This window comes from Streptomyces sp. NPDC008313, from assembly GCF_042956125.1.
Taxonomy (GTDB): Bacteria; Actinomycetota; Actinomycetes; order Streptomycetales; family Streptomycetaceae; genus Streptomyces.
The window spans coordinates 283397-301737 of sequence record NZ_JBIBFR010000004.1 but is presented as its reverse complement, the minus strand read 5'-3'; the positions used below and the strand labels follow the sequence as shown (position 1 = coordinate 301737).

Genomic DNA, 18341 nt, shown 5'->3' with positions numbered 1-18341 from the left:
CATCACGGCCGGAAGCCGCCGTACCGTGTTCGTGGCGGCACAGATCTTGCGGAGCCGTAGGGAGAGAGGTCTGGGCCATGGACCATGGCACCGAAGCGGGCACACCTCCCCGCCGCGCGGCCCGGCCTGGGTCGGCGGTGCCGAGGGCCGGCCGCATCCCGCTCGCCGTGGTCGTCGTGGACCGCGAGGGCCTGGTCTCGCACTGGAGCACCGGCGCGCGCCGCCTGTTCGGCGCGGCCCGGGACGACGCGGTGGGCCGCCCGGCCGTCGACCTGCTCCCGGTCTCCGGCGTCCTGCCGGAGACCGACGGCACGCCCGGACCCGGCGCGCACGAGGCGTACGGCGCGTACGGTGCCCGCGACGGGCACGACGCGCACGGTGCCTGCGACGGGCTCGGGCCCGGCCCCGAGTCCTCCCTCTCATCCCTCTCCTCCCTCGACGGCCGCCTCTCCTACCCGGCCGCCGGATGCGCCAGGCTCACCGTGGACGACCGCGACCGTATCGACGTGCTGTGGTGGGCCTACCCGCTGGTGGGCCCCGGACGGGAGCGGCTGCTCGTGCTGGCCGCCGACGCGCGGGCGCTGCGGCAGGAGGCCGACGGCGCGGCCGCGGAGTGCGTCGCGCCCGGCTTCGCCCTGCACACCGACTTTCCCGGCGCCGAGGACCTGGCCCGCGGGCTGCCCGAGATCCTGCCCAGCATGAGCGTGGGCGAGAGCGCCCGCATCGTCTCCCAGGTCCTCGAACTGGGCTATCCGGTGCTGGAGTTCAGCCGCAACGACCGGGTGCCCGTCACCCCCGACTGGGGCGTGCCCCGGCGGGCCGGGCGTGCGGCCCGCCGCGCGCTCGCGGCCCGGGCGGCGGCCGGGGGCGACGCTCTGCCCGCCGGCGCCGGCGCCGGCGCCGACGGCACCGGCGAGGCGGAGGACGAGGACCTGGAGTACGCGGCGGTCCGCGAGCGCCTCGAGTTCCTCAACGAGGTCAGCGGACGCATCGGTTCCTCGCTCGACCTGTCCCGGACCATCGTGGAGGTCAGCAAGGCCGTCGTCCCCCGCTTCACGGACGTGGCCGGGACCTATCTGCGCGAACAGGTCGTCGCCGGTGAGGGATTCCCCGAGGGCGTGCCCGACACCACGACCCTGTGGCACCGGGTCGCCCTGGAGCACACCGACGAACCGGGCCGCTGGGACGACGTCGTGCCCGTCGGCGAGGCCATGCCCTTTCCGGCGCACACCCCGTTCTTCCAGTGCATGACCAGCGGCGAACCCGTCCTCGTGCCGCGCATCAGCGAGCGGATGGGGCACGCGATCGCCGCGCAGTTCGAGAAGCGCGACATCAGGCCACTGATCACCCACCGCTCGATGCTCGTCGTGCCCCTCAAGGCACGCGACGTGGTGCTGGGTTTCATGATCCTGCTGCGCCATCCGGAGCGCGCGGAGTTCAACGACATGGACCGCGTCACCGGCGCCGAACTGGCCGCCCGCGCGGGCCTCGTCCTCGACAACGCGCGCATGTACACCTACCAGGAGAGCGTCGCCGAGACCCTCCAGGACAGCATGCTGCCGCACATCGCGCCCCGGATGGCGGCCTGCGACATCGCGACCCGCTATCTGCCCGGCACCCTGCTGGGACGGGTCGGCGGCGACTGGTTCGACGCCGTGAAACTGCCCGGGTCACGGACCGCCCTCGTCGTCGGTGACGTCATGGGCCACGGACTCAACTCGGCGGCGATGATGGGCCAGTTGCGGACCGCCGTGCAGACCATGGCGGCCCTCGACCTGCCACCGGGGCAGCTGTTGCGCAACCTCGACGACCTCGCCCAGCGACTCGGCGAGCACTACCTCGCGACCTGCCTGTACGCGGTCTACGACCCCATCGCCGGTGAGCTGCTGATCGCCAACGCCGGACACATCCCGCCCGTCGTCGTACGCGCGGAGAACGGCCGCAGCGACCTCCTCGACCTGCCGACCGGCGCGCCCATCGGGGTCGGCGGCGTGCCCTTCGAGGCGGTACGCGTGCCGGTGGCGCCCGGCGACCGGCTCGTCATGTGCACCGACGGCCTGGTCGAGGTGCGCGGCGAGGACATCGGCGTCGGCCTCGCCACGCTCTGCGAGTCCGCCGCGCACCCGGCCGCCTCCATGGACGACGCCTGCGACACCATCATCCGCACCCTCAACGCCTGCGGCGGACGCAAGGACGACGTCGCGCTCCTGATGGCCCGGCTGAACGGCATCGACCCCGCGGATGTCGTCGACCTGCGCCTGGCCCGCGACCCGGCCGAGCCCTCCCGGGCCCGTGCGGCGATGCGCGAACAGCTCCATGCCTGGGGCCTTGACGTGCTCGCCGAGACCGCGGAACTGCTGGTCGGAGAGCTGGTCACCAACGCCGTACGGCACGCGCACGGCGACCGGATCGGACTCCGCCTGGTCCGCGGCGACACCCTGCTGTGCGAGGTGGACGACGACGACCACACCCTGCCCACCCTGCTGAGCGCCGGCCCCGGCGACGAGTCGGGGCGTGGCCTGCGCGTCGTGGGCACCCTGGCCCATGAGTGGGGGACCAGCAGTACGGGCACCGGGAAGACGGTGTGGTTCGAGCTGACGCTGCCGCCCCGCTGACACCGGGCGGCCGGCTCCCTCCGGTGCGCGTGCGGGGTTCGGTGCCCGTCAAGGGGCGTACGAGGGCGCGCCGAGGCGTGACGGAATGCGCCCTCGCGCTTGTCGCGCCACCCCGGGCGCGGTAGACCGATCTGACCCGTCTCCTTTCGGCGGGCGGACGGTCGGAGCGGGCGCGAAGTGGGGAGCGGGCATGAGCGTGACGAGTCGGTACAGGGACGCCTGGGAAGGCTTCTGGAGCGAGGCACCCCAGGAGCAGGGCGCGGTGTTCTGGGACGCGGCTCCCGCGGTCACGGCGGGTGTCCATCTCGCCCTGTTCGAAACGCACTTGGCGGCCCCCGGCCTGCCGCTGGTGGACCTCGGCTGCGGCAACGGCACCCAGACCCGGTTCCTCGCCGACCGCTTCCCGCGCGTCGTCGGCGCCGATCTGTCCGCCGCCGCGATCGACCACGCCCGGCGCGCCGACCCGGCGGGGCAGGCCGTCTACCGGCTGCTCGACGCCTCCGACCAGGTCGACACCGCGACCCTCCACCAGGAACTCGGGGACACCAACGTCTACATGAGGGGCGTGCTCCACCAGGCGGCCCCGGACGACCGCCGCCCGCTGGCCGAGGGCATAGCGGCCCTCGTCGGCGAGCGCGGCCGGGCCTTCCTCGTCGAACTGGCCGAGGCGGCCCGGCCGGTCCTGATGGGCCTCGCCCAGAGCGACGACGGCCCGCCCGCCAAACTGGCACCTGTCTTCCGCCACGGCATAGCCCCCGGCGAGGTGACCGACGCCGAGGTACCCGAGTACCTGGCCGCGGCGGGCCTGACCATCCTCGCGAGCGGCGATCTGCCGCTCGCCACGACCGAGTACGCGCCCGACGGCTCACTCGTCGAACTTCCGTCGAAGTGGCTGGTGGCGGGGCGTACCGGGTGACGTCAGTGGTCTGGGCCGGTGACGGTTGTCCACAGGCCTGGCCGCGCTTCGCCGAGAACGCGTACGGTTTCGAGACATGAAGATCCTCATCAGCGCCGACATGGAGGGCGCCACCGGCGTGACCTGGCCCGCGGACGTGCTGCCCGGCACGCCGCAGTGGGAGCGGTGCCGGGCGATGTTCACCTCCGACGTCAATGCCGCCGCGCTCGGCTTCTTCGACGGCGGCGCGGACGAGGTGCTCGTCAACGAGGCCCACTGGACCATGCGCAACCTGCTGCTGGAGCGGCTCGACGAGAGAGTCGAGATGCTCACCGGGCGGCACAAGTCGCTCTCCATGGTGGAGGGCGTCCAGCACGGTGACGTGGACGGCATCGCCTTCGTCGGCTACCACGCGGGCGCGGGCGCCGAGGGCGTCCTGGCGCACACCTACCTCGCCAACTCCGTCACCGGTGTCTGGGTGAACGAGGTGCGCGCCAGCGAGGGGCTGCTGAACGCGCACGTCGTCGCGGAGTACGGCGTACCGGTCGTCCTGGTCACCGGCGACGACGTGGCCTGCGAGGACGCCCTCGGATACGCGCCCGAGGCACTGAAGGTCGCCGTCAAGGACCATGTGTCGCGGTACGCGGCGGTGTGCCGGACCCCGGCGCGCACGGCCGCGGACATCCGCGCGGCCGCCAAGGAGGCGGCGGCGCTCGCCGTGCGGTACGAGCCGGTCGACGGCGGACCGTTCACGGTGGAGCTGGAGTTCGACGCGGAACACCTGTCGATGGCCGCGACCGTCGTACCGGGCGTGGCGCGTACGGGAGAGCGGAAGGTCGCGTACACCAGCGCGACCATGTACGAAGGCATCCGCACCTTCAAGGCGGTCACCACGATCGTCTCGGCCGCAGTGGAGGAGCAGTATGGCTGACAGCACGTACCAGCAGACCGTCGCCGCCGCCGAGCAGGCCGCGTCCGCGACCGCACCCGTCGGTGAACGGGCCTTCGACGAGGTCGTCCGCTTCACCTCCGACCTCATCAGGATCGACACCACCAACCGCGGCGGCGGCGACTGCCGGGAGCGGCCCGCCGCCGAGTACGCCGCCGAGCGTCTCGCCGAGGCCGGCCTCAAGCCGGTGCTCCTGGAGCGCACCCCCGGCCGGACCAACGTCGTCGCCCGCATCGAGGGCACCGACCCCTCGGCCGACGCCCTCCTGGTCCACGGCCACCTGGACGTCGTCCCGGCGCACGCGGCGGACTGGAGCGTGCCCCCGTTCTCCGGTGAGGTCCGCGACGGTGTCGTGTGGGGACGCGGCGCCGTCGACATGAAGAACACGGACGCGATGATCATGACGGTCGTCCGCCACTGGGCGCGCGAGGGCGTACGGCCCCGCCGCGACATCGTGATCGCGTTCACCGCCGACGAGGAGGCGAGCGCCGAGGACGGCGCGGACTTCCTCGTCGACCGGCACGCGGAGCTGTTCGAGGGCTGCACGGAAGGCATCAGCGAGTCCGGGGCCTACACCGTCCACGACGGCCGCGGCCGGCAGATCTACGGGATCGGCGCGGGCGAGCGCGGCACCGGCTGGCTCAAGCTCACCGCGCGCGGCCGGGCGGGCCACGGCTCCAAGGTGAACCGCAGCAACGCGGTGACCCGCCTCGCCGCCGCCGTCACCCGCATCGGCGCCCACGAGTGGCCGGTCCGCTACACCCCGACGGTGCACGCGGCCCTCACCGAACTCGCCAAGGTCTACGGCATCGACGCCGACCTCGCCGACCCCGCCTTCGACGTGGACGCCTTCCTGGAGGAGCTCGGCCCCGTGGCCGCCATCGTCGCGCCGACCGTCCGCAACAGCTCCAACCCGACAGTGCTGAACGCCGGTTACAAGGTCAACGTCATCCCCGGCGAGGCCGTGGGGTACGTCGACGGCAGGTTCCTGCCGGGCGCCGAGGACGACTTCCGCGCGACCATGGACAAGCTCACCGGACCCGACGTGGAATGGGAGTTCCATCACCACGGGGAGGCGCTGCAGGCCCCGGTCGACTCGCCGACCTTCGCCAAGCTGCGCGCCGCCGTGGAGGCCTTCGCCCCCGAGGGACACGTGGTGCCGTACTGCATGTCGGGCGGCACGGACGCCAAGCAGTTCGCGCGCCTGGGCATCACCGGGTACGGGTTCGGGCCGCTGAAGCTCCCCGAGGGCTTCAACTACCAGGCGATGTTCCACGGCGTCGACGAACGGGTCCCCGTCGACGCCCTGCACTTCGGCGTCCGCGTCCTCGACCGCTATCTTCGGACGGCCTAGCGGGAGTGGCGGCGCGGCGGGAGGGGGACGGGCACGTGAGGGACGCGACGGCGCGGGACGGGAAGACGGAGGGCGATCAGGTGGGGGACGGGAAGGCCGGAGAGTCGGGGAACACCGTGGAGGCGCTGGCGTACGGCTCGTGGCCGTCGCCCGTCAGCGCGGCGCTCGCCGCCGCGCACGACGGGAACCCGGAGTTCGTCGGCTTCGTCGGCGACGAGGTGTGGTGGACCGAGCCGCGGCCCGCCGAGGCAGGACGGCGCACCCTCGTCCGGCGGCGCGCCGACGGCACCGAGGAAGTCGTCCTGCCCGCCCCGTGGAACGTGCGCAGCAGGGTCATCGAGTACGGCGGGCACCCGTGGGCCGTCGGCCACCGGCCCGGGGGACCGCTGGTCGTCTTCGTGAACTTCGCCGACCAGCGGCTGTACGCGTACGAGCCCGGCACCCCGGACGCCGCGCCACGCGCCCTCACCCCGGTGTCGCCGGCCGGCGGCGGACTGCGCTGGGCCGACCCCCTGCTGCTCGCGGAGCGCGGCGAGGTGTGGTGCGTCCTGGAGGAGTTCACCGGCGACGGGCCCACCGACGTGCGGCGCGTCCTCGCCGCCGTCCCGCTCGACGGCTCGGCCGCCGACGACCGGCACGCCGTCCGGGAGCTCTCCGACGGCCGCCACCGGTTCGTCACCGGCCCCCGGCTCTCGCCCGACGGACGGCGCGCGGCCTGGCTCGGCTGGGACCACCCCCGGATGCCCTGGGACGGGACCGAACTGCTCGTCGCCGACGTGACGGACGCGGGCACGCTGGGCGGCGCGCGCCCCGTCGCCGGCGGCCCGGACGAGTCCGTCGCCCAGGCCGACTGGGCGCCCGACGGCACCCTGCTGTACGCGTCGGACCGCACGGGCTGGTGGAACCTGTACCGGCTCGGAGGGGACGGCGGGCATGTGGCGCTCTGTCCGCGCGAGGAGGAGTTCGGCGGACCGCTGTGGCGGATCGGGCAGCGCTGGTTCGCCCCGCTGGACGGCGGGCTGATCGCCGTCGTGCACGGGCGCGGCGCGACGGCTCTCGGCATCCTCGACCCGGACACCGGGGACGTCGTCGACGCGGCCGGACCGTGGACCGAGTTCACGGCGACGCTCGCCGTGCACGGCACCCGGGTCGTCGGCATCGGCGCGGGCCCCCGCAGCGGGTACGAGGTCGTCGAGCTGGACGCCCGCACGGGCCGCGCCCGCGTGATCGGCTCCGCCCACCACGACCCCGTCGACCCCGCGTACTACCCGAGCCCCCGCACCCGTACCTTCACCGGCCCCGGCGGCAGGGAGATCCACGCGCACGTCCACCCGCCGCACCACCCCGGCCACGTCGCCCCGGACGGGGAGCTGCCGCCCTACGTGGTGTGGGTGCACGGCGGGCCCACCAGCCGCACCCCGCTCGTCCTCGACCTGGAGATCGCCTACTTCACCTCGCGCGGCATCGGCGTCGCCGAGGTGAACTACGGCGGTTCCACGGGGTACGGCAGGCAGTACCGCAACCGGCTGCGTGAGCAGTGGGGCGTCGTCGACGTCGAGGACTGCGCCGCCGTCGCCCGCGCGCTCGCCGACGAGGGCACGGCCGACCCGTCGCGCCTGGCCGTCCGGGGCGGCAGCGCGGGAGGCTGGACCGCCGCCGCGTCCCTGACCACCACCGACGTCTACGCCTGCGGCACGATCCTCTACCCGATCCTCGACCTCGCCGGCTGGGGAGCGGGGGAGACGCACGACTTCGAGTCGCAGTACCTGGAGACGCTGGTCGGCCCGCTCGCCGAGGTGCGCGAGCGGTACGTCGAGCGCTCGCCCGCCGAGCACGCCGAACGGATCGACGCGCCCTTCCTGCTGCTCCAGGGACTCGACGACGTCATCTGCCCGCCCGCCCAGTGCGAGCGGTTCCTGGCGAGACTGGCGGAGACGGGGCGCCGCGTCCCGCACGCCTACATCGCCTTCGAGGGCGAGGGGCACGGATTCCGCCGGGCCGAGACGACCGTACGGGTCCTCGAAGGCGAACTCTCCCTGTACGCGCAGATGTTCGGCTTCAACCCTCCCGGCATCCCGACCCTGGAGCTCGACCGTTGATTTCGCACGCACCACTCGTCCCGCTCACCCGGCCGGCCCGTCTGGCCCCCGGCGCCCGGGTCGCCGTCGTCGCCACCAGCGGACCGCTGCCGGAGGAGCGGCTGCAGGCCGGCCTCGACATCCTGCGCGGCTGGGACCTCGACCCGGTGGTGGCACCGCACGTCCTCGACCGCCACCCCGGTTTCCGCTACCTCGCCGGTACGGACGCGGACCGCGCCGCCGACTTCCAGGCGGCCTGGTGCGACCCCGCCGTCGACGCGGTGCTGTGCGCGCGGGGCGGCTACGGCGCCCAGCGCATGGTCGACCTGCTCGACTGGGACGCCATCCGGGCCGCGGGGCCCAAGGTGCTCGTCGGGTACAGCGACATCACCGCGCTGCACGAGGCGTTCGCCACCCGCGTGGGCCTCGCCACCCTGCACGGACCGATGACGGCGGCCCTCGCCTTCCTGAAGAACGCCCGTACCCAGGAGCACCTGCGCGACACGCTCTTCCGCCCCGAGTCGGTACGCACCCTCGTCTCCGGCACGCGCGCCCCGCTGGTGCCCGGACGGGCCCGGGGCGTCACGCTCGGCGGCTGCGTCAGCCTGCTCGCCGCCGACCTCGGCACCCCGCACGCCCGCCCCTCGGCCCGCGGCGGGCTCCTGATGATCGAGGACGTCGGGGAGGAGGCCTACCGGCTGGACCGGATCCTCACCCAGCTGCTGCGCGCCGGCTGGCTCGACGGCGTCGCCGGGATCGCCCTCGGCTCGTGGGAGGACTGCGGTCCCTACGAGGAGCTGAGAACCGTGCTCGCGGACCGGCTCGGCCCGCTCGGGGTGCCCGTCGCCGAGCACTTCGGCTTCGGGCACGTCGCATCGGCGCTGACGGTCCCGTTCGGCGTGACGGCCGACCTGGACGCGGACGCGGGGACGCTCACGCTGGACGAACCGGCGCTGGTGTAGGCGGCCGCGCGAGCGTGCCGGAAGGCGCCCGGCGCCGGTCCGTCCCCCGGCCCGGCGGGGGTCCCCCGCGCCTGGCCGACGTGGCTCTCCGGGCCGGGCCCGCGCGGCTCACCGCGGCAGGTCACGGGCGGTCCGGCTCGCGTATCGTGGCGGGATGCCGGACAACGCGCGCTATCTCGCCGAGGGCCCTCGTGTGGGCATCCGGCACTTCACGCCCGGGGACGGGCCCGAGTTCACCGCCCGGGCCAGGGAGAGCAAGGACCTGCACCACCCCTGGCTGTTCCCGCCGACCGCTGCCGACGCGTACGCCGCCTACGCCGAGCGGCTCCTCGGTGACCCGGCCCGCGCGGGCTTCCTGGTCTGCGCGCGGGACAGCGGGGAGATCTCCGGATTCATCAACATCAACAACATCGTCGAGGGCGCCTTCCTCTCGGGCGCGCTCGGCTACGGCGCCTTCGCGCACGCCGCGGGCAAGGGGCACATGAGCGAGGGGCTGCGCCTCGTCGTCCGGCACGCGTTCACGACGATGGGGCTGCACCGCCTGGAGATCAACGTCCAGCCCCGCAACACCGCCTCGGTCGCGCTCGCCCGTCGCGCGGGCTTCCGGCTGGAGGGCTTCTCGCCCGACTTCCTCTTCATCGACGGCGCCTGGCGCGACCACGAGAGGTGGGCCATCACGGCCCGCCCCGCCTGAGCACACCCCCGCCCCGTCTGAACACGCCCGGCCCGGCCGCCCCCGCCCGGCCCCGGCCGCCCTCCGCCTTTGCGGAAACCTGACCGGGTGAGCCCCTGGTCACCTCACCGGCCACGATGTTCGATGGTGATCGTGACCACGATCCGACGTGACGTACTGACACTGCCGGCCGCCGAGTTGGGACCGGACAACCCGCTCCCCGCGCTGCGGCCGCTCGACGAGGCGCACCAGATCGACGACCGGGACAAACAGGGACTGCCCCGCGACATGGCACGGCAGATCGGCTACGCACCCCTGCGCGGCGTCCTGCCCGAGCGCATCCGCGACGGATACGGCAGACAGCGCGCCCCCGCACCGTCGACACCGTCGTGATCGAGAACGACCGGCTGCGCGCCACGGTGCTGCCCGGCCTCGGAGGCCGCGTCGCCTCCCTCTTCCACAAGCCCACCGGACGTGAACTGCTCTACCGAAACCCCGTCCTGCAGCCCGCCTGCTTCGCGCTCAACGGCGCCTGGTTCTCCGGCGGCATCGAGTGGAACATCGGCGCGACCGGGCACACCACGCTCTCCTGCTCACCCGTGCACGCCGCCCGCGTACCCGCCCCGGACGGCGGGGTGATGCTGCGCCTGTGGGAGTGGGAGTGGGAGTGGGAGTGGGAGCGGCTGCGCGACCTGCCGTTCCAGATCGACCTGTGGCTGCCGGACGGCTCCGACTTCCTCCACGTGGGAGTGCGCGTCCGCAACCCGCACGAGAGGCCGGTGCCCACCTACTGGTGGTCCAACATCGCCGTGCCCGAGGAACGCCGGGTGCTCGCCCCCGCGGAGCGCGCCTGGCACTTCGGGTACGAGCGCCGGCTGCGCGACATCCCCGTGCCCGGGTACGACGGCGCCGACCGCACGTACCCGCTCAACAGCACCTTCCCCGCCGACTACTTCTACGAGGTGCCCGACGGACGGCGCCGCTGGATCGCCGCTCTCGACGACCGGGGCGACGGACTCGTGCAGACGTCCACCGACACCCTGCGCGGCCGGAAGCTCTTCGTCTGGGGCGCGGGCACCGGCGGGCGGCGCTGGCAGGAATGGCTCACCGAGCCCGGCACCGGCGGCTACTGCGAGAACCAGGCCGGACTCGCCCGCACCCAGCTCGAACACGTACCGCTCGACGCGCGGAGCGAGGTCTCCTGGCTGGAGTCGTACGGGCCGCTGAGCACCGACCCGGACACCGTGCACGGTGCTGACTGGGCGGCCGCCCTCGCGGAGGCGGAGGACCGGCTCCAGGCCGTCCTGCCGCGTGCCGACGTGGACGCCGCCTACGAGGCGTGGCGGCCGCACGCCGACACCGAGCCCGGTGAGAGGCTGGCCACGGGCTCCGGCTGGGGCGCCCTCGAAGTGCTGCGCGGCGGACTCGAACTTCCCGGCACCCCCTTCGACGAGTCCACGCTCGACGAAGCGACCGCCCCGTGGCTCGAACTGCTCAGGTCCGGCGCGTTCCCCGAGCCCCGCCGGGTCCGGCCGCCCGGCGAGACGCTCGTGGCCCCCCACTGGCGGGACATGCTGGAGACGGCGCCCGCGAAGCCGTTCACCGAGTACCACCTCGGCGTCGCCCAGTGGCACGCCGGTGACAAGGCGCAGGCGGTGCGCAGTTGGGAGCGGGCGCTCACGCTGGCCCCGTCCCTGTGGCCGCTGCTGCGCTGCCTCGCCGTCGCCGACCAGGAGGCCGGCCACCACGAACGGGCCGCCGACCGGTACGCCGAGGCGTTCGACGACCTCTGCCGGGAGCGGCGCGACGACGGCGAGGCGTGGACGGCGGCGACCGCGGCCCTCGGCCGGGAGGCCGTCACGGCGCTGCTCGCGGCGCGGCGGCCCGCCGACGCGCGGGCCGTCTGGGTGCAGCTGCGCCCCGACATGCGCGAGCGGGGCGGGTTCTGCTGGAGGCGGAGTTGCTGCTCGCGGAGGGCGACCGGGAGGCCGCGCGTGCCGTCTTCGACGCCGGTTTCGAGGTGGCCGACCTGCGCGAGGGGGACGAGGTGATCGGGCGCGTGTGGGCGCGGATCAGCGAGGAGGCGCTGCCGGACCGCTACGAGTTCCGGATGCGGCCGCCGGGGGAGTGAGTGCCCCCGCGACGACCGCGAGCACCCCGCTCCGCGCCCGGCGGGCCCGCACACCCCCGCTCCTCCGAGAGACGAATCCGCAGGCGCCGGGATCCGCCGAAGATCCGGCGCAGGGGCGGCACCATGTGACCATGCTGACATGACACCCGGTCGGATCATCTTCCTCAACGGCACCTCCAGTTCAGGCAAGTCGAGCATCGCACGGGAGCTTCTGGACATCCTGGACGACGGCGTTTTCTTCCACCTGGCGGTCGACGCCTTCAACGCGATGCGCAGCAAGCGGGAACTCGGCTCCGTGGAGCTCGACGTCGCGCTGAGGCGCACCCGGATGGGCTTCCACCGCTCGATCGCGGCAATGGCCGAGGCGGGCAACGACATCGTGGTCGACCATGTGCTGAGCGAGCCGTGGCGGCTGCTCGACTGTCTGACGGTACTGCGACCCGAGGACGTCCTGTTCATCGGCGTCCACTGCCCGCTCGACGAACTGACCCGCCGCGAGTCGGCTCGGGGCGACCGCCCGCCCGGCCTCGCGGCGCACCAGTACGACCTGGTTCACAGCCACGGCGACTACGACTTCGAGTGCGACACCAGCACGATGAGCCCGCGCGAATGCGCCCAGCAGATCGCGGTGTTCCTCCCGCACCGCCCCAGCCCCACCGCCTTCACCCGCCTCCGTCGGCGCTACCTGACGGACGGCGGACAACCGCCGACGGCTGCGCGACCGCACACCGAGGCCCCGGGCGGACCCCACGCCCCTGGGGGCCCTCAGACCCCCGGCGGCCCGGGATTGCGGTCCACGTACTCGTAGATCGCCCCGTCCGGGTGCATCGCGATGAGGTTGCGGCCCGCCGGTGTCGCCACCGGGCCCGCCAGTACATGGGCGCCCGACCCGGTCAGCACCCGGTGGGCCTCCTCGACGTCCTTGACCGCGATGGTCGCGGCGACCTTCCGCAGGACGTCCAGTTCGGCCTCGGGACCGCTCATCAGCAAGAAGCAGCCGACCGCGGCGACCGAGACGCCACCGCGCTCGAAGCGGAGGGCGCGTTGGCCCGCCAGCCTCTCGTAGAAGGGCACCGAAGCCTCCAGGTCGTCGACGCAGACGCGCAGCGTGGCTCCCAGAATCTCCATGCCGCAAAGCCTAGTTGGGGACGGACGCGGACGAGATCGTTTCGGGTGACCCCGTGTCACCGCTCGTTAGCCGGGCCGCTCACCGGGTACCCGGGTGCCATGAACCGCTTGGAGCACACGGAACATCTGGACAGGAAGCTGATCGACGAGTTGGCGCAGGTGGCCCGTGAGACCGTGCGCGACGAACTGCGGGAACAGACGCGCAAGCAGCGCCGCACGGCCACGCTGTACGCCGCGTCGGGCGCCACCGCCCTCTACGCGGGCGCCGCGCTGGCGCTCGCCGTCGGCCTGGCGCTCGCGATCGGGCTGCCCGGCTGGGCAGCGGCGCTGATCACCGCCGCGCTGCTCGCCGCGGTCGCCTACCTGCTGCGCGGTGCGGCCCGCCCGTCCGGGTCCCGGCCGACGCCCACCAGTGAGGCGGCCCCCACCGGCCACGACCACGTCGTCGGCGGCAGCGCCCCGGGCGCCCCGCCGAGCGGCCTCGGCATGCCGTACCCGCCGGTCCCGCCCGTCGCTCCCACCGCGGGCGTGCCGGCCACGGACGGACCGCACGCCGCCCAGCCCGGCGCGCCGCGCCAGGACGACGTGAACCCGGAGGCACCGCGTCGGTGACCTCACCCGCACGCCACGGCGGCCCCGGGAGCGACCTCCCGGGGCCGCCGCGCGTGAGGGGGCCGGCCGGGTGGGGGACGTTTGACGGGGCTGGTCAGGGGGACGCGGAAAGCCCGTATGCCCGTATGAGCGACATCGCCGGGAGGCAAACTGTGAGGCGACCCCGCATTGTGATCGTCGGTGCCGGCTTCGCCGGGTACCAGACGGCCCGCACGCTGTCACGGATGAGCCGGGGCAAAGTGGACATCACGCTGGTGAACCCGACGGACTACTTCCTGTACCTGCCGCTGCTGCCGCAGGTGGCCGCGGGTGTCCTGGAGGCCCGCCGAGTGACCGTCTCGCTGTCCGGAACACTGCCTCACGTCCGCCTCGTGCTCGGCGAGGCCGACGACATCGACCTCGACGCGCGGACGGTGCACTACACCGACCCCGAGGGCGACGAGGGAACGCTCACCTACGACCGGCTCGTCATCGCGGCCGGCAGCGTCAACAAGCTGCTGCCCATCCCCGGCGTCGCCGAGCACGCGCACGGCTTCCGGGGGCTTCCCGAGGCCCTGTACCTGCGCGACCACGTGATCCGGCAGGTGGAACTCGCGGCCGCGGCCGACGACCCGGCGAGCTGCGCCTCCCGGTGCACCTTCGTCGTCGTCGGCGCCGGGTACACCGGTACCGAGGTCGCCGCCCAGGGCAAGATGCTCACCGACGCGCTCGTGCGCAAGCAGCCGCTGCGCGAGGGGATCCAGCCGCGCTGGCTCCTGCTCGACCTCGCGAAACGGGTCCTGCCGGAACTCGACGAGCGGCTCTCCACCACCGCGGACCGGGTGCTGCGCGAGCGCGGAGTCGACGTGCGCATGGAGACCTCCGTGAAGGAGGCGACCCCGAAGGGCGTCCTGCTGACCGACGGCGAGTTCGTCGACACCCGCACCCTCGTCTGGTGCGTCGGCGTCCGCCCCGACCCGCTCGCCGAGTCCCTGGGGCTGCCCCTGGAGCGCGGCCGGCTGCTCGTCGACCCGTACCTCCAGGTGCCCGGCCGGCCCGAGGTCTTCGCCTGCGGCGACGCCGCCGCCGTCCCGGACCTGGAGAAGCCGGGCCAGTACACGCCGATGACCGCCCAGCACGCCTGGCGGCACGGGAAGATCGCCGCCCGCAACGTCGCGGCCTCCCTCGGGGTCGGCGACCGCCGCCCCTACCGGCACCGCGACATGGGCTTCACCGTCGACCTCGGCGGCGCCAAGGCCGCCGCCAACCCCCTGGGCCTGCCCCTCTCGGGCCCGCTCGCCAATCTCGTCACCCGCGGCTACCACCTCGCCGCGATGCCCGGAAACCGCGTCCGCGTCGCCGCCGACTGGTTCCTGGACGCCGTACTGCCCCGGCAGGGCGTCCAGTTGGGGCTCGTCCGCTCGTGGTCCGTGCCCCTCGACACGGCCTCGCCGGAACTGGCCCGGATGCCGGGCGGCCCCGAGAAGGACGCCACGACGCCGAAGAACCCGGGCAAGGCCGCGGACAGCGCGGAAGGAGACTCATGAACAACCACCAACTCGTCGAGCTCGGACAGCAGTTGCGCGTCGACAGCGTCCGGGCCGCGGCCTCCGCGGGGTCGGGGCACCCGACGTCCTCGATGTCCGCCGCCGACCTGATGGCCGTCCTGCTCGCCCGCCACCTCCACTACGACTTCGAGCGGCCCGCCCACCCGGGCAACGACCGCTTCGTCCTCTCCAAGGGACACGCCTCGCCGCTGCTGTACTCGGCGTACAAGGCGGCCGGGGCGATCAACGACACGGAACTGCTCACCTTCCGCAAGCTCGGCAGCCGGCTGGAGGGCCACCCGACGCCGCAGCGGCTGCCCTGGGTCGAGACGGCCACCGGCTCGCTGGGCCAGGGACTGCCCGTCGCCGTCGGCATCGCCCTCGCGGGCAAGCGCCTCGACCGCACCGGCTACCGCGTCTGGGTGCTGTGCGGCGACAGCGAGCTGGCCGAGGGGTCCGTGTGGGAGGCCGCCGAACACGCCGGGTACGAGAACCTGGACAACCTGACCGCGATCGTCGACGTCAACCGGCTCGGCCAGCGCGGACCCACCCGTCACGGACACGACCTGGACGCGTACGCGCGCCGGTTCAAGGCCTTCGGCTGGCACACCGTCGAGGTCGACGGCCACGACGTGGAGGCCATCGACCGCGCCTACGGCGAGGCCGCCTCCACGACCGGACAGCCGACCGTGATCCTCGCCCGCACCCTCAAGGGCAAGGGCGTCGAGGCCGTGCAGGACCGCGAGGGCATGCACGGCAAGCCGGTCCCCGACGCCGACGAGGCCGTCGCGGAGCTCGGCGGCGTACGCGACCTGCGGGTGGAGGTGCAGGCGCCGCCCGCCGCGCGTGTCCTGCACGCCGTGAGCAGCGGCCGGCCCGACCTGCCGCGGTACGACCTCGGGGACGAGGTCGCCACCCGCGACGCCTACGGGCACGCCCTCACCGCGCTCGGCTCCGCCCGCGGTGACGTCGTCGCCCTCGACGGCGAGGTCGGCGACTCGACGCGGACCGAGTACTTCGCCAAGGAGCACCCCGACCGCTACTTCGAGTGCTACATCGCCGAGCAGCAGATGGTCGCCGCCGCCGTCGGATTCGCCACGCGCGGCTGGGTGCCGTACGCCGGCTCGTTCGCCGCGTTCCTCACCCGCGCCCACGACTTCGTGCGGATGGCCGCGATCAGCGGGGCGGGCCTCAACCTGGTCGGCTCGCACGCCGGTGTCGCCATCGGCGAGGACGGGCCCTCGCAGATGGGCGTGGAGGACCTGGCGATGTTCCGGGCCGTGCACGGATCCACCGTGCTCTACCCGTGCGACGCCCAGCAGACGGCGAAGCTCGTCGCCGCCATGGCCGACGGCGAGGGCATCCGCTATCTGCGCACCTCGCGCGGCAAGTCGCCGGTGATCTACGGACCCGGCGAGGAGTTCCCTGTCGGCGGCAGCAAGGTGCTGCGCGCGTCCGACGAGGACCGGCTGACGGTCGTCGCGGCGGGTGTCACCGTGCACGAGGCGCTGGCCGCGGCCGACGCGCTCGGCCGGGACGGCATCGCGGTCCGCGTGATCGACCTGTACTCGGTCAAGCCCGTCGACCGCGACACCCTGGTCGAGGCCGCCGAACGCACCGGCTGCATCCTCACCGTCGAGGACCACCACCCGGAGGGCGGCATCGGGGACGCGGTCCTCGACGCCTTCACCGACGGGCGCCCGGTCCCGCGCCTGGTCCGGCTGGCCGTACGCGGCATGCCGGGGTCCGCGAGCCCCGAGGAGCAGCTGCACGAGGCGGGCATCGACGCCGACTCGATCGCGGCTGCGGCCAGGATGCTGGTGGAACAGGCCATCCTGCCCTGAGCCGAGCGGTACCGGACGACCCAGCGACCCCGGTGCCGGCCGCGGCGCCAGGAAGGAAGCCGCCATGAGCAGCCCGGACACGGTGCGGGTGGGCCGTCGCACCGTGGAGGTCCACCGCCCGGACAAGGTCCTGTTTCCCGCGGACGGGAGCGGCAGGCAGTACACGAAAGGCGACCTCGTCGCGTACTACCGCACGGTCGCCCGCTTCATGCTGCCCCATCTGCGGGGGCGCCCGCTGATGCTGGAGCGGCACCCGGACGGCATCGACGGTCCCCGGTTCATGCAGAAGAACACTCCGGAGTACTACCCGGAGTGGATCGAGCGGGCCGAGCTGGCGAAGGAGGGCGGCACCGTCACGCACACCGTGTGCGGCGACGCCGCCACCCTCGCCTACCTCGCCGACCAGGCGTGCGTCACGCCTCACCGCTGGCTCTCCCGCGTCGGCAGCCCCGACCGGCCCGACCGCATGGTCATCGACCTCGACCCCGCCGGGGACGACTTCGAGGCGGTCCGTGCGGCGGCCCGGCACGTGGGGGAGCTCCTCGACGAGGTGCGGCTCCCCTCCGCGCTGATGACGACGGGCTCGCGCGGGCTGCACGTCGTGGTGCCGCTGAACGGGAACCACGGCTTCGACGAGGTACGCGCGTTCGCCCGGGACCTCGCGGACGTCCTCGCCGGCGCGCACCCCGACCTGCTGACCACCGCCGCCCGCAAGAAGGACCGGGGCGAGCGCCTCTATCTCGACGTGCAGCGCAACGCGTACGCGCAGACCGCCGTGGCCCCCTTCGCCGTCCGCGCCAGGCCGGGCGCCCCGGTCGCCGTGCCCGTCTCCTGGGACCAGCTGGACGACCCCGGGCTCGGGCCGCGCCGCTGGACCGTCGCCGACGCGCTCGGGCAGGCGGAGACCGATCCGTGGCGGGATCTCGGCAGGGGACGCGCGCTGGGACCGGCCAGGCGTAGGCTGAACGCACTACGTTCCGGTGGCTGACCGGTCTCGCCCAGGCGCATACTGGCAGGTTTGACCAGCCGATCTCGGGCCACCCGGAGTTCGAGGTGGCCATGTCGAACACATCGAACACATCGAAGACACCGAGTTCACGAAACGCACAGAACACACGGCGTTCGCGCAACTCCGCGGAGCCACAGAACACACACGACGAGCAAGACCAGCAAGACGAGCACGGCACGCGGAGCGCACCGGACAGACGCGGCGCGCCCGCCGACAACAGCACGGACAGCGACACGAACAGCGCGGCGGGCGGCCGGCCCAAGCCGATGGAAGTGCTGCGGCACGCCCGCGCCCAGCTGTCGGAACTCACCGGAATGGTGGCCGAGTCGGTGTCGTCCTTCGAACGCACGGAGGACGGCTGGGCTCTGGAGGTCGAGGTCGTGGAACTCGAGAAGATCCCCGACACGATGAGCCTGCTGGCGAGCTACCAGGTGGAACTCGACGCGGACGGCGAGCTGACCGGCTACCGCCGCGTACGTCGCTACGAACGCGGGAGAGCCGAGTCGCGCAGGTCCGGCGGCCGATAGGCGCACCGCTTCCCCGCACACACCCACTGACTAAGGAG

14 protein-coding genes and 1 pseudogene are annotated in these 18341 nt (G+C 73.6%); 14 read left to right on the top strand and 1 reads right to left on the bottom strand.

Annotated elements, in window-relative coordinates; all coding sequences use genetic code 11:
* Positions 1 to 77: 77 nt before the first annotated feature.
* From ACFY93_RS07935 to ACFY93_RS07895, 9 genes and pseudogenes are all read left to right on the top strand, one after another.
* Positions 78 to 2615: a SpoIIE family protein phosphatase gene (locus tag ACFY93_RS07935; RefSeq protein WP_391354580.1), complete on the top strand. Its 2538-nt coding sequence runs from the start codon at positions 78 to 80 to the stop codon at positions 2613 to 2615.
* 190 nt (positions 2616 to 2805) lie between these two features.
* On the top strand, positions 2806 to 3531 hold the full coding sequence (locus ACFY93_RS07930; protein ID WP_391354579.1) for a methyltransferase domain-containing protein: 726 nt from the start codon (positions 2806 to 2808) through the stop codon (positions 3529 to 3531).
* A gap of 76 nt (positions 3532 to 3607) precedes the next feature.
* Positions 3608 to 4441 carry a M55 family metallopeptidase gene (locus ACFY93_RS07925; RefSeq protein ID WP_391354577.1) on the top strand — a complete coding sequence of 278 codons (834 nt, stop codon included), beginning with the start codon at positions 3608 to 3610 and terminating at the stop codon, positions 4439 to 4441.
* Positions 4434 to 5813 (top strand): M20/M25/M40 family metallo-hydrolase, encoded by a 1380-nt coding sequence (locus ACFY93_RS07920; protein WP_391354575.1) that lies wholly within the window; start codon positions 4434 to 4436, stop codon positions 5811 to 5813. Before ACFY93_RS07925 ends, ACFY93_RS07920 begins: the two co-directional genes overlap by 8 nt.
* Before the next feature lie 116 nt (positions 5814 to 5929).
* Positions 5930 to 7912: a prolyl oligopeptidase family serine peptidase gene (locus ACFY93_RS07915; protein ID WP_391354812.1), complete on the top strand. Its 1983-nt coding sequence runs from the start codon at positions 5930 to 5932 to the stop codon at positions 7910 to 7912.
* On the top strand, positions 7909 to 8853 hold the full coding sequence (locus ACFY93_RS07910; protein ID WP_391354573.1) for an LD-carboxypeptidase: 945 nt from the start codon (positions 7909 to 7911) through the stop codon (positions 8851 to 8853). The genes ACFY93_RS07915 and ACFY93_RS07910 overlap by 4 nt, the downstream gene beginning before the upstream one ends.
* 154 nt (positions 8854 to 9007) lie before the next feature.
* Positions 9008 to 9547 (top strand): GNAT family N-acetyltransferase, encoded by a 540-nt coding sequence (locus ACFY93_RS07905; protein ID WP_391354570.1) that lies wholly within the window; start codon positions 9008 to 9010, stop codon positions 9545 to 9547.
* A gap of 123 nt (positions 9548 to 9670) precedes the next feature.
* Positions 9671 to 11657, top strand: a pseudogene (locus ACFY93_RS07900) (DUF5107 domain-containing protein).
* Positions 11658 to 11796: 139 nt separating this feature from the next.
* Complete coding sequence (locus ACFY93_RS07895) at positions 11797 to 12465, top strand: AAA family ATPase (protein ID WP_391354568.1); 669 nt, start codon at positions 11797 to 11799, stop codon at positions 12463 to 12465.
* On the opposite strand, the gene ACFY93_RS07890 is transcribed toward ACFY93_RS07895, so the two are convergent.
* Entirely contained in the window at positions 12423 to 12785 is a 363-nt protein-coding gene (locus ACFY93_RS07890; RefSeq protein ID WP_391354567.1) for a VOC family protein, read from the bottom strand. The two genes, ACFY93_RS07895 and ACFY93_RS07890, sit on opposite strands and share 43 nt — an antisense overlap.
* A gap of 99 nt (positions 12786 to 12884) precedes the next feature.
* Here ACFY93_RS07890 and ACFY93_RS07885 point away from each other — a divergent pair, with 99 nt between their 5' ends.
* From ACFY93_RS07885 to ACFY93_RS07865, 5 genes are all read left to right on the top strand, one after another.
* Complete coding sequence (locus tag ACFY93_RS07885) at positions 12885 to 13397, top strand: phage holin family protein (RefSeq protein WP_391354565.1); 513 nt, start codon at positions 12885 to 12887, stop codon at positions 13395 to 13397.
* A 224-nt stretch (positions 13398 to 13621) separates the two neighbouring features.
* Positions 13622 to 14923: an FAD-dependent oxidoreductase gene (locus ACFY93_RS07880; protein WP_391354563.1), complete on the top strand. Its 1302-nt coding sequence runs from the start codon at positions 13622 to 13624 to the stop codon at positions 14921 to 14923.
* Positions 14920 to 16767 carry a transketolase gene (locus ACFY93_RS07875; protein ID WP_391354561.1) on the top strand — a complete coding sequence of 616 codons (1848 nt, stop codon included), beginning with the start codon at positions 14920 to 14922 and terminating at the stop codon, positions 16765 to 16767. Before ACFY93_RS07880 ends, ACFY93_RS07875 begins: the two co-directional genes overlap by 4 nt.
* A gap of 64 nt (positions 16768 to 16831) precedes the next feature.
* Complete coding sequence (gene ligD / locus ACFY93_RS07870) at positions 16832 to 17755, top strand: non-homologous end-joining DNA ligase (protein ID WP_391354559.1); 924 nt, start codon at positions 16832 to 16834, stop codon at positions 17753 to 17755.
* 71 nt (positions 17756 to 17826) lie between these two features.
* On the top strand, positions 17827 to 18303 hold the full coding sequence (locus ACFY93_RS07865; protein ID WP_391354557.1) for a gas vesicle protein GvpO: 477 nt from the start codon (positions 17827 to 17829) through the stop codon (positions 18301 to 18303).
* Positions 18304 to 18341 lie beyond the last annotated feature (38 nt).